The 12,250-nt window shown below is 72.9% G+C and carries 7 protein-coding genes; 4 read left to right on the top strand and 3 right to left on the bottom strand.

Translation table 11 applies throughout. The features are described 5' to 3' along the window. Position 1: 1 nt before the first annotated feature. Complete coding sequence (locus tag ACFQ8E_RS02430; RefSeq protein WP_430548966.1) at positions 2-2,110, bottom strand: acyltransferase family protein; 2,109 nt, start codon at positions 2,108-2,110, stop codon at positions 2-4. A 444-nt stretch (positions 2,111-2,554) separates the two neighbouring features. On the opposite strand from ACFQ8E_RS02430, the gene ACFQ8E_RS02425 reads away from it, so the two are divergent. From ACFQ8E_RS02425 to ACFQ8E_RS02410, 4 genes are read left to right on the top strand one after another with little or no spacing between them, the layout of a single operon-like run. Further along, positions 2,555-3,814 (top strand): nucleotide sugar dehydrogenase, encoded by a 1,260-nt coding sequence (locus tag ACFQ8E_RS02425; RefSeq protein ID WP_430548965.1) that lies wholly within the window; start codon positions 2,555-2,557, stop codon positions 3,812-3,814. Between the two features lie 53 nt (positions 3,815-3,867). Next, the gene (locus tag ACFQ8E_RS02420) at positions 3,868-4,938 is read left to right on the top strand and encodes a class I SAM-dependent methyltransferase (protein WP_430548964.1); all 1,071 of its coding nucleotides are present in this window, start codon (positions 3,868-3,870) and stop codon (positions 4,936-4,938) included. A gap of 39 nt (positions 4,939-4,977) precedes the next feature. Further along, complete coding sequence (locus tag ACFQ8E_RS02415; RefSeq protein ID WP_430548963.1) at positions 4,978-7,089, top strand: acyltransferase family protein; 2,112 nt, start codon at positions 4,978-4,980, stop codon at positions 7,087-7,089. Beyond that, positions 7,086-9,515: a glycosyltransferase family 2 protein gene (locus tag ACFQ8E_RS02410; protein ID WP_430548962.1), complete on the top strand. Its 2,430-nt coding sequence runs from the start codon at positions 7,086-7,088 to the stop codon at positions 9,513-9,515. Before ACFQ8E_RS02415 ends, ACFQ8E_RS02410 begins: the two co-directional genes overlap by 4 nt. Before the next feature lies 1 nt (position 9,516). Here ACFQ8E_RS02410 and ACFQ8E_RS02405 read toward each other — a convergent pair whose 3' ends face one another. Together ACFQ8E_RS02405 and ACFQ8E_RS02400 are read right to left on the bottom strand one after the other, a co-directional pair. Continuing rightward, the gene (locus ACFQ8E_RS02405) at positions 9,517-9,873 is read right to left on the bottom strand and encodes a hypothetical protein (RefSeq protein WP_430548961.1); all 357 of its coding nucleotides are present in this window, start codon (positions 9,871-9,873) and stop codon (positions 9,517-9,519) included. Between the two features lie 54 nt (positions 9,874-9,927). After that, positions 9,928-12,141, bottom strand: coding sequence for a CDP-glycerol glycerophosphotransferase family protein (locus ACFQ8E_RS02400; protein ID WP_430548960.1), 2,214 nt, complete (start codon positions 12,139-12,141; stop codon positions 9,928-9,930). Between the last annotated feature and the right edge of the window lie 109 nt (positions 12,142-12,250).

Raw genomic sequence — 12,250 nt, 5'->3', positions numbered from 1 at the left:
CTCACGAGGAGGGCTTGGCCCGCAGGGCGGCCCGCAGGCCGTCGGTGACCTCGGGGGCGAGCGTGCGCGCGAACGTCGCGGTGAGGTGCCCGTGGTCGAAGTACGCGACGACGCCGCCGACCACGGGGTGGCAGACCTCGTCGTCGCACATGAGGTCGGTGACCTCGCGGACCGTGACCAGCCCGGAACCGTCGGCGCGCCCGGCCGCGGCGAGGGGGTCCGGCTCGAGCGCCTGCGACGGCGGCGCCCCGCAGTCGTCCCAGGAGACGGGCCCGGTGGCGAGGCAGTCGGGGACGCTGTCCGGCATCGCGGGGGTGTCCCGCAGCACGAGCACCGGGATGCCGGCGTCGGTGAACGTGGACAGCGTCGCGGCGTAGGCGTCCTGGGCGGCGTCCGCCTGCTCGCCCTCCGGGACGTCCGCCAGGAGCTGGTTGGTCCGCGCCGACATGACCACCAGGTCGTAGCCGCCCGAGACGACGGAGTCGACCGCCCACCGCGTCGTGTCGAGGCAGCCCTGCGCGTCCGCGGCGGCGTCGTACTCCAGGAGCTGCTCGACCGGGTAGCACGACGACTGCAGGTACGTGTCGACCTGCCAGTCCCCCGCGTCCTCCCCCGCCTCCAGGGCGGGGGCCCAGTGGCCCGCGTGCGAGTTGCCGAGCAGCGCGACCCGCACGGGGGCGTCGTCGGAGCCGTACGTGCAGCTGTGGCGGGTCGTGAACGGCGGGTCGTTCCAGCAGCCGTCGGCATAGACGGCCGGCTTGTCCTGCGCGGCCGCCTCCGGCGGCGTGAGCAGGCCCCGGACGTCGCAGGACGGGTCGCGCACGGCGCCCGCCCCCGCGCACGCACCGGCGTCCGCGACCCGCGCCGGGGCGGAGGCGACCGCCTCACGGGTGCGCTCGTCGGCGGCCGACGCCGCCGAGACGCCCCAGACCGCGGAGACGCCGACGCACACCGCGAGCAGCCCGAACGTCGCGGCGCGCCGACGCACCAGCACCGGCTGACGGCGCAGCGGGTCCTCGACCCACCGCTTGGTCAGGGCGGCCAGCACGAGCGACGCCACGACGACGGCCACCAGCTCGACACCGCCCAGCGCGCGGCCGAGCGCGTAGGGCACGACGACGATCAGCGGCCAGTGCCACAGGTACACGCTGTACGAGACGTCGCCCAGCCACTGCACCGGACGCAGCGCGAGCAGGCCGCCGGGCCCGCCGCGGGCGCCGTCGGCCGCCGCCGCGACCACGAGGGCCGTGCCCACCGTCGGCAGGGCGGCCGCGACGCCGGGGAACGGCGTCGTCCCGTCGAAGAGGACCACCGCCGCCACGACGGCGGCCAGCCCCGTCCACGCCGTCGCCGCCCTGACCGGTGCCGACCACCGCCACGGCCGCACGGTCACCGCCGCCGCGACGAGCCCGCCCAGCGCGAGCTCCCACAACCGGGTCGTCGTGACGAAGTACGCCGCGGCCGGGTCGGTCGCCGTCAGGTGCACCGACCAGGCGAGCGACACGACGACGACCAGCCCGACGACCGCCGTCGGCAGCCACGCCGCGAGCCCCCTGCCGCGCCGGCGCAGGCGTACCGCGAGCCACGCCGTCAGCCCCACCAGGACCGGCCACAGCACGTAGAACTGCTCCTCCACGGACAGCGACCAGTAGTGCTGCACCGGGGACGCCAGCTCCTCGGCGGCCAGGTAGTCCGTCGCCGACCGCGCCAGCGCCCAGTTCTCCACGTACAGCGCCGCGGCCGCGACCTCCCGCGCCACGCGGGCGTGCACCGTCGAGGGCAGCCACAGCAGCGTCGCCGCCAGCGTGGCCACCAGCACCACGGTCGCCGCGGGGATGAGGCGGCGCACCCGCCGCGCCCAGAACTCCAGCAGGTCACCCACCCCGCGCACCGGGCGGCGCAGCAGGTGCGACGTGATGAGGAAGCCCGAGATGACGAAGAAGACGTCCACCCCCACGTAGCCGCCCGTCACCGTGCCCGGCAGCAGGTGGTAGACCAGCACCGCGCTCACCGCCAGCGCGCGCAGGCCCTGCACGTCGGTGCGGACCTCGGTGCGCGTCGACGTGCCCGCCGTCGAGCCGGCGGGAACGGGCGGGGACAGGGTGGTCACGCAGCGCTCCAGGGTCGGGTCGGTCCCGACGTGGCAGCTCGAGACGTGGCGGCTCGACGGGCCGTCTCACGGTCTCGCGGGGACCGCCTCGGAGGATAGCCCGACGACCGGTGACAGGCGCGGTCGGGCCCGTCCGCGGGCGCGGCGGGGCCGGGCCTTCACGACACGTCCCGGACGTCTCCACGCCACGTCCCGTCCATGGTCTGGCCGACCACGAGCAGTTCGTCCGCTTGGCGATGTTTCCGGGCGGACCGGGCCGGACGGGTGGTACACGGCGCCCCCTCGAAGGCGGGTATCCTCTCCTTCGACCTTCAGCCGTTCAGACGGCGTTCACCGGAGCTCCGCTCTGCGGTCCCCCGGCTGACCCACACATCGCCGTGGCCTGGTCCCGTTCGAGGATGCTTCCTCCCGGGCTCGACCACAGATCGAAAGGACCTGGGCCCCATGCCTCTCGACCTTGCCGTGATCGGCCTTGGTTATGTCGGACTGCCGTTGGCGCGTGAGGCCGTGCGCGCCGGCCTGCAGGTGCGTGGTTTCGATGTGACGACGCCGGTCGTGGATGCCCTCAACGAGGGTCGTTCCCACGTGGACGACATCTCGGACGCGGACGTGGCCTCGATGGTCGAGGCGGGTTTCCGTGCGACTGCCGACGTGGAGGACATCCGTGGTGCGGCCGCCGTGGTGATCTGCGTGCCGACGCCGCTGGGCCAGGACGGTGGGCCCGACCTGGGTGCGGTGATCGCGGCGACCCGCACGGTGGCCGGTGTGCTCGAGCCGGGCATGGTCGTGGTGCTGGAGTCGACGACGTACCCGGGCACCACCGAGGAGGTCCTCAAGCCGATCCTCGAGGAGGGTGGCCTGCGGTGCGGTGAGGACTTCCACCTGGCGTTCTCGCCCGAGCGGATCGACCCGGGCAACCCGACGTACGGGATGAAGAACACGCCGAAGGTCGTGGGCGGGCTCACCCCGGAGGCGACCGAGCGTGCTGCGGCGCTGTACTCGCGGTTCGTGGACACGGTCGTGGTCGCCAAGGGCGCGCGCGAGGCCGAGACGGCGAAGCTGCTGGAGAACACCTACCGGCACATCAACATCGCGCTGGTGAACGAGATGGCGCGGTTCTGCCACGAGCTGGGCATCGACCTGTGGGACGTGATCCGGCTGGCCAAGACCAAGCCGTTCGGGTTCCAGGCGTTCTACCCGGGTCCCGGGGTGGGCGGGCACTGCATCCCGATCGACCCGAACTACCTGAGCCACAACGTGCGCTCGCGTCTGGGCTACCCGTTCCGGTTCGTCGAGCTGGCGCAGGAGATCAACGCGACCATGCCGTCCTACGTGGTGCGGCGTGCGCAGGACATCCTCAACGAGGACGCGAAGGCGATGCGTGGCTCGCGGGTGCTGGTGCTGGGCGTGACGTACAAGCCGGACATCGCCGACCAGCGTGAGTCGCCCGCGGTCGCGGTCGCCCGGGCGCTGGTGGCCCAGGGCGCGGAGCTGGTGTTCCACGACCCGCACGTGGCCCGGTGGCACGTCAACGGTGAGGTCCTGGACCGGGTCGAGGACCTCGACACGGCGATCCTCGAGGCCGACCTGGTCATCCTGGTGCAGAACCACAGCGCCTACGATGTCGATGTACTGGCAGAGAAGTCGGTGCGCTTCTTCGACACGAAGGGCGCGACGACGCACCCCGACGCCATCCGGCTCTGACCGGCGAGGGCCGGTCCGGACCGGCGCCGCACACCTGACGTCGAAGGAGCTCCATGCGCCCCCGAAGCCTCGCGGCCCTCTCGGCGATCGCCGTGGCAGCCGTGGTGGGCGTCGTCGCCGCCCTCCTGGGCAGCCTCGACGTCGCCCTGGCGGTCCTCGTCGTGCTGGTCGGCGGGGTCGCGGTGCTCGGTGTGCTGACCTACCGACGGGCCGGCGCGACGGCCGCCCGCGCGCACGCCGCCGACCGCCGGCTTCGGGAGCTCCGCGACGACCTGGCGCGCCAGCACCAGGCCACGTCGACGGCGACCGAGCAGATCCGTCGGCAGGTCGCGCGCACCGACAGGTCGGTCGCGCGGTGGCAGTCCGACCTCGAGGCGACGGTGCACGCCGGTGTCGCGCCACCGCTGGACAAGGTCTCGGCCAGGCTCGACGGCCTGGACTCCGACCTCCGGCACCTGCGGAGACGCGTCGAGACCGTCCGGAACCTCGTCAACGCCGCGCGGCCCGGGCCCCTGCTCACCCAGATGCAGGCGCTCGGGCAGCTCCGGGCCAAGTTCGACGTCTCCGGTCCCCTGCCGGACGTCGGGGGGTGGGCCCTCGATCCCACCGCGCTCCTCTGGCTCGTCGACGAGATCGAGCGTCGGCGTCCGGAGCACGTCGTCGAGTGCGGGAGCGGCACCTCCACCTTCTGGATCGCCATGGCCCTGCGCCAGAACGGCCGAGGGCGGGTCACCGCGCTCGACCACCTGGACGAGTTCGCCGGGCGGACCCGATCCACCCTGGAGCGGCACGGCCTGTCCGAGGTGGCCGAGGTCCGTCATGCACCGCTGGTCACGACGCCGACCCCTCGCGGCGAGTTCCCGTGGTACGACGTCGACCCCGCGACCCTCGGGCCGATCGACCTGCTCGTCGTCGACGGGCCGCCCGAGGCGACCGGTCCGCTCGCCCGGTACCCCGCGCTCCCCGTCCTGCACGGGGCGCTGCTCCCCGACTCTCACGTCCTGGTCGACGACGTGCACCGCGAGGACGAGAGGCAGGCGATCGAGCACTGGCTCGACGAGCTGCCGCGCCTCCGCCGCGCCGGCTACAAGAACGATGTCTCCGAGGTGCTGACCTATGAGTAACCTCGACTGCCCGCCCGTCCCCTGCACGAAAGCCTCCGTATGACCGTCGACTCGCGCGCCGTCCCGGACGTCGCGGCCTCCGCCGCGACCTCCGCTGCTCCGCGCGCCACGCGCTTCCGCCCCGACGTGGAAGGACTCCGCGCGATCGCGATCGGCAGCGTGCTGCTCTATCACGCCGGGATCGTCTTCATCCCCGGCGGCTTCATCGGCGTGGACGTCTTCTTCGTCATCTCCGGGTTCCTCATCACCGGCCAGCTCGTGCGCGAGCTGGAGCGGAGCGGGCGCGTGTCCATGATCCGCTTCTACGCCCGTCGAGCACGACGCCTCCTGCCGGCCGCCGCGCTCGTCCTGGCCGTCACCGCCGCCCTGGTGTTCTTCGTGGGCAGCATCGTCGACCGTCGGGTCTTCGGCGGCGACATCGTCGCCGCGGCCGCCTACGTGGAGAACTGGCGCCTCGCCGGTCGCGCCGTCGACTACCTGGCGGAGGGTGTCAGCGTCTCGCCGGTGCAGCACTTCTGGTCGCTGTCCGTCGAGGAGCAGTTCTACATCGTCTGGCCGCTGCTGCTCGTCGTCGTCGCCTTCCTGGCGCGACGGTTCCACTGGCCCGCGCGGATCGTGATGGCCGCCGGCCTGTGCCTGATCGTGGTCCCGTCGTTCGTCTGGTCGATCGTGATGTCCACCGCGAGCCCGGCGAACGCGTTCTTCGTGACCACGACCCGACTGTGGGAGCTCGGGATCGGCGGCCTCGTGGCCGTCGGCGTCGCGATCTGGCCCCGCGTGCCGCGCGTGGTCGCGCTGATCCTCGGCTGGGGCGGCATCGCCGCCATCCTCGCCGGTGCGCTGCTCCTCGACGAGACCGCCGTCTGGCCGGGCTCCCTGGCCCTCGTCCCGGTCCTCGGCACCGCGGCCGTGATCATCGCGGGGGCGAGCAGCTCGGCCCCCGGGTTCCTCGGCAACAAGCTCATGGTGTGGCTCGGCGGGCTCTCGTACTCGCTGTATCTGTGGCACTGGCCGCTGCTCATCGCCGCGACCTGGGTGTGGGGCGAGCTCGGCCAGAAGCGCGGGCTGCTCATCGTGGTGCTTGCCGTCATCCCCGCGTGGCTGTCGTACAAGCTCGTCGAGAACCCCATGCGGCGGATCGCCCAGGAGCGCTGGTCCCCCCGGATGACGCTCTCCGTGGGTCTCAACCTCACCGCCCTCACCGTGATCGCCGGGCTCCTCCTCACGAGCAGCACCCCCTCGAGCGCCCCCGCGAACGCCAGCGTCGAGGGCAAGGGCGCGCAGAGCCTCGAGATGAAGGACGGCGAGGCCACGGGGATCCCCAACCCCGACTCGGTCGAGAGCTTCACCCCGCTCCCCCAGGACGCCGCGGCCGACAAGCCGGACGCGTACGACCGCGGCTGCCAGGTGGACCAGAAGGTGGCGGTGCCGAAGCCCTGCGCCTACGGCGACCGGGAGGGCGACACGCACCTCATGCTCCTCGGCGACTCCAAGGCCCTCCAGTGGATCGACGCGCTCGACCCGATCGCCAAGGACCACGGGTGGAAGCTCGACGTCGCCACCAAGAGCGCCTGCGGCTTCTCGAGCGCGCAGATCAACGACGGGCAGGGCGACCCCTACGTGAGCTGCACGCAGTACAACGAGGCGCTGCTCCAGATGGTGCTCGACGAGAAGCCCGACGCCATCATGGTCTCGCAGACCACGAGCTACTCCTACGACAGCTCGGGCGAGCGGACGCAGGAGGCGATGGTCGACTCGCTCGAGTCCACCTGGAAGACGATCGAGGACGCCGGGATCGACGTGATCGCCATCGCGGACAACCCCGATCCGGTCGACCTCCCCGCGGGCGACGGCGAGGTCTACAAGTGCGTCGCCGAGTACATGGACTCCCTGTCCAGCTGTGCCTTCTCCAAGGAGGCCGGCCTCGACAAGAGCGGCACCCCGGCGATGCTCGCGGCGGCCGACCTCCTGCCGTCGGTCGACGTCGTCAGCATGAACGACCTGGTCTGCACCGACGTCTGCCCTCCGGTGATCGGTGACGTCCTCGCCTACCGCCAGGGTTCGCACCTCTCGCGCACGTACGTGAAGTCCGCGACCCCGATCCTGGACAGCCGTCTGACCCCCGTGATCGAGGAGGCCCGCGCGTCGTGAGCGCCACGGCGTTCGTCACCCACCCCGACGTCGCGCTCGCCGCCGCGCGGCACGCCGAGGGCCTCGGCGGCACAGGTGGTCGGGTCACGTCCTTGGCGCTCGACATGCAGGCCGTCACCGCACGCGAGATCGTCGCGCGGATGATCGCCCCGGACGCCGACTACGCCACGGTCGTCGCGGCGGCCCTCGAGCCCTCGTCGTCCGACCTCCTCGACGCGAGGACCACGCGGACCGCAGAGCTGCTCTGCTCGCTCGCCCGGATGGTCGGGCACCAGCAGGGGGCCGAGGACGACGTGCCGCACGCGCTCGCGCTCTTCGCCGCCGCGCGGCGGTGCGCCCCCGTCGGCCGCTGGTCCGTCCCCGACCGCCGTGCGTTCGCCCAGCTCCTGTGGGCCCACGGCGACCGCGACCGCCTCCGGCGCGACGCCGCCCTGCTGAGGTCGCTCGAGCCCGGGACGCGAGCGTTCCTCAAGCTCGACCTCGAGGGGATGGACCACGGCGTCGGGTCGGACTCGTGGCTCGACACCCTCAACGCGTGCCTGCGGACCTACGGGGTCGCCCCCGTGGGACTGGCGCCACGGGGCGCCACCCCCTTCGACCGCCTGCAGCCCGGAACGACCCGGACCGCGGGCCCGGGCCCGTTGATCACCGTGGTGATGCCGGCCTACCGGCCCGGACCGGAGTCCGTCACGGCGGTGCGGTCCGTCGTGCAGCAGACGTGGCAGGACTGGGAGCTGCTCGTCGTCGACGACGCCTCCGGAGACGAGTTCGAGGACGTCTTCGCGCAGCTCGAGGGTCTCGACCCGCGGGTGCGGGTGCTGCGTCAACCCGTCAACAGGGGCACCTACGCGGCGCGCAACTGCGCGCTGGAGGAGGCGCGCGGGGACTTCGTCACCTTCCAGGACACCGACGACTGGTCGCATCCCGAACGGCTCGAGCGGCAGGTCCGCCCCCTTCTCGAGGGCCCGACCCTCGTGCGGACGCTCAGCCTCTCGCTGCGGTGCGGCGACGACCTCGTCTTCCAGCACCTGGGCAACAGCCCGGTCCACGCCAACGCGTCGTCCCACCTGTTCCGCCGGTCGGTCCTCGACACGGTCGGCCGTTTCGACTGGGTCCGCAAGAGTGCCGACACCGAGTTCGACCGGCGGCTGGAGGCCGTGTTCCCCGGCCGCCGGCTGGAGCTGCGCGAGCCCCTGGCCGTCGTGCGCCTCCAGGCGGACTCGCTCTCCCGCAACGACGTCCGGCCCGGCTGGATGCATCCGTCCCGCATGGAGTACCGCGCCGCGATGATCCACTGGCACCGGCAGATCGAGGCCGGTGCCAGCCCTCGGATCCCCGCTGACGTGACGCAGCGCCCGTTGACCGCCCCTCGACCGTTCCTGCGCGACATCGGGCTCCCCGAGCAGCCGATCGACGTCGCCTTCGTCGCCGACTGGACGATGGACGGCGCCACCCAGCGGTCCGCGGTCGCCGAGATGGAGGCGCTCGCGCGCGCCGGGCTGCGTGTCGGTCTCCTCCACGTGCGCAGCGCGTTCAGCGACGCGCCTCGCCGAGCCCCGCTGTCCCTGACCGTGCGTGGTGCGCTCGCCGACCGCACGCTCACGTTCGCGTCGCTCGAGGAGTCCGACCACATCCCCACGATCGTCGTGCGTCAGCCCGACGTGCTCGAGTTCCCCACGTCTCGCCCCGTGTCGCTGACCACGGACCGTGTCGTGATCGTCTCGGACGCGGGAGGCGGCGCCCGCGAGGGCTCCGGCGTGCGCTGGGTCGCCGAGGACTGCGACCGGAACGCCGAGGCGCTCTTCCAGGTCGCCCCGGAGTGGATCACCCCGGACGACCTCCCGCGCGTCCTCGACGTGCCGTCGGGACCCGGCAGGCAGCCCCGGCGCTTCCGGAGCGACCGGCCCGTCGTCGGCTGGGTCTTCGGCGGCGAGGAGCCGACGACGACCGACGGGGCCGAGCGTCTGCGGCGTGTCTTCCCGGTCGACGGCTCGGTCGACGTCCGGCTCGTCGGCTGTCGCCGCGTCCTGGACGGCGCCCTCGGCGGGATCCCCACCGACTGGCTCGTCTACGAGACGGGCGAGGTCGCCGCCCGCCAGTTCCTGCACCAGCTCGACGTCGTCGTCGCCTTCCCCCGGTCGGCGACGACCGGAGCGGTGCGCACGGTGGAGGAGGCGCTGGCCGAAGGGTGCGTGGCCGTCGTCGCGCCGGAGCTCGCGCCGTTCTTCGGCGACGCCGTGCTGACCTGCGCACCGGACGAGGTGGCCGGCCTCGTCGGTCGGCTGCGGGCGGACGAGGCCGCCTTCCGCGACCGGTCACGGCGCGGATGGCAGTGGGCGCACGACCGGTTCGACGGTTCCGGGCAGCGGTTCGTCGAGGCCCTGGGCGCCGCGGCCCCCTCCTCCGGCCTGACCGCCCCCTCGTAGGTCAGCGGACGCCGTCGTGCCCTCGCTCGGCGGCCTCCAGGCGGGCGGCGCCGACGTCGGCGACGATGCGCCGCGCCATCGCGTCGGCGTGCTCGGCGTGCGCGGCAGCGGCCCGGTCGCTCGCCTCCTGTGCCGTCAGGACGAGGTCTGCCTTGGCCGCCAGCCGGTCGGTGCCCTCGTCGATCCGCCTGGCCAGCGTGCGGCCCACGCTGTGGACCAGCCCCGCCCCGAGGACGGCGGCCACGCCGAGCGCGGCCCCGCCCAGCTCGGTGCCGGAGGTCGCGAAGCCGACGGCGGCGACCACCCCGGCGAGCGCGGTGAGAGACGTGAGGACGTTGGTCCTCGACAGCTGGGGCACGATTGCTCCTCGAACTCGGTCGACAGGGAAGATGGGGGGTGCGGCCCGCCGTGGTCACCGCGGCCGCGCGGGGATCCGTTCCTCGATCGCCGCCACGGTCCGGGCGCAGTTCTGCCGGTCCCGCCGCGGGAACGCCGCCTCGATGCGTGCCGTGTAGAACGGATCGGGCAGGCAGTCGCGCTCGAGCAGGCTCTCGACGGCGTCGAGCGTGTCGTCGAGGGTCCGCACGACCGGGCCGAACCCGTCCCGGTCGTAGTCGAACCACGTGGGCGAGGAGTGCTTGCTCTCGAACTCCTCCTCGTCGAAGCGCGCGTACACGATCGGGGTCCCCAGGTACGCCACGTCGAAGTGCACCGACGAGTAGTCCGTGACGAAGGCGTCGCACTGCTTGAGCAGGTCCTGGAACGACACGGTGCCCGTGTCGGCGATCTCGATACGTTCGCCCGCCACGGTCGCCCCCTCGAACCTGGACGCCATGTTGTAGTGGGGCACGAAGGTGAGCCTGTGGTCGTACCGCTCCAGCATCTCGTGCAGGCGCCGGCTCTCCAGGAAACCCGACATGAACCGCTGGTAGGTCGACCCCTCGTAGGGGACCTCGCCGTCCTGCGAGCCCTGGAATACCGTCGTCGCGAGGTAGTTCCGCCAGGTCGGCATGAAGAGGATGGTCCGGCTGGCCGGGGTCGGCGTCAGCGCGTCGTACCGCGGCATCCCCGCCTCGACGAGCTGCCGGTCGTACCCCGACGCGACGCGCAACGCCTCCGTCTCCCGCGGCATGACCGTCAGGCAGATGTCGTAGCCCGTCGTGCCGCGCTTCACGGCGTTCGGGCTGAGGTGGACGCCGTGCTTGAGGTAGACGCGCAGCGCCCCGACCCGCCAGACGATGTGCCGCGTGTACTCCTTCCTGTCCCACCCGTCCGGCACCAGGTAGGCGATCGAATAGGCGTTGGCCAGGGCGGTGGCGTGCAGCAGGAGCAGCTGGTGCCGCCACGACGAGTGGGCGACGACGTGCCCGTACGGGGCCACCCGGTCGTACTGGGGGCTCGACCGGTCGATGACGTAGTAGGCCCGGCGCCGAAGGCCCGACTCGCGGAGGTGTCGGAACAGGTGGGCGCCGTTGTCCTGCGCGGTGTCCTTCCGCTCCCCGACGAGCCAGATCTCGCGACCGGCGAAGAACGGGCGCGTCACGAGCCGGAGGAAGCGGAGCCACCGCATCCGCCGACCCGCGGACCCCCGGGCGATGAAGCCGGCGTCCTTCTTCAGCAGCATGCCGGCCCACCGCAGGCGCGCCGAGAGCCCCGAGCCCTCCTGCATGGTGAGGAACGCAGCGTTTCCGTCGCCGACGGTGTGCAGGAGATACCGGACGGTGGCCGTCCGTGGTCGACCCGAGGCGGCGTCCGCCTCCGCGTGCATCCCGACCGTCCGCGCGCTGATCAGCGCGCCCCCGCGCGGCCGGAGGTTGCGCCGCAGCCGCAGCTCCGGCACCTCGGTGTCGAGCTCGATGACGAAGCGCCGGTGGCCGCTCCCCGTGCCGACGAGCGGGAGCCGGGTCCGCAGGCCCGCCCACTGCGCGTCGCCGCGGTTGCCGACCCGCGGCGTCAGCGGCACCGGGCCGGAACGGGCGACGTCGCCCGACGGGCCGGTCAGCGCGAGGCGATATCGCCAGGGCGGTTCGGGCATGTCCGAGCCGAACGCGACGGACAGGAACCCCGTGATCTCGACGTCTCCGTCGGCGGGGTCCAGCGCCTCGAGCCACGGCGTGGCCGCGGACAGCGCGAGGCGGCCCAGGAAGTCGGCGAGCAGCGACCCCCGCGTCACGTCGTGCTCCGTGAGCACCTGCTGGACGTAGCGGGCCACGCTCAGCTTCGTCCCGTGGTCCGTCCAGAGCAGGAGGGGCGTCGGGCTGGCGAGCGACAGCTGGTCCAGCCTCTTGACCTCACGCCACAGCTGTCGGGCCCACTCCTCGATCGTGGCGGCGCGCGGCAGAGTCGCGACGGTGCCGTAGCGGGCGCCGGAGGCCAGCAACCAGTCGCACGCGGCGTCGTTCCGGTCCTTGCTCAGGTTCGACGCCGCCTCCACCCCGGAGACCTTGTGGCGAGCGAGCACCGCCCGGACGTCCATGCCGGGGTCGTGCACGACCCCGATCGGGGCGCGGCGGAAGCGGGGCAGCTTCCGGAGCTGGGCCAGTGCAGGCCCGAGGCTCCCTGCCCGGCCCTCGCCGACGACGAAGACGATGGCGAGGTCCGGCCGCGGCGCATCCACGTCGCTCACATGCACGTCGTTCACCAGCCGCTCACTAGGATTCGTGGTCCGGAGAAGGGGAGGTCCGGCCCATTTCTACCAGAGCCGGAGGGCGTCGGGGCGTCCTCCGGTCCGGATC

Source organism: Isoptericola sp. NPDC056573, assembly GCF_042793335.1.
Lineage (GTDB): Bacteria > Actinomycetota > Actinomycetes > Actinomycetales > Cellulomonadaceae > Isoptericola.
Note: the sequence above shows the minus strand (reverse complement) of the source record. Positions and strands in the feature narration are given on the sequence as shown.

Bases quoted from the DNA above. Each gene is read 5' to 3' on its own strand.
- ACFQ8E_RS02415 (WP_430548963.1), top strand. From the start codon at position 4,978: ATGACCGTCGACTCGCGCGCCGTCCCGGACGTCGCGGCCTCCGCCGCG.
- ACFQ8E_RS02420 (WP_430548964.1), top strand. From the start codon at position 3,868: ATGCGCCCCCGAAGCCTCGCGGCCCTCTCGGCGATCGCCGTGGCAGCC.
- ACFQ8E_RS02425 (WP_430548965.1), top strand. From the start codon at position 2,555: ATGCCTCTCGACCTTGCCGTGATCGGCCTTGGTTATGTCGGACTGCCG.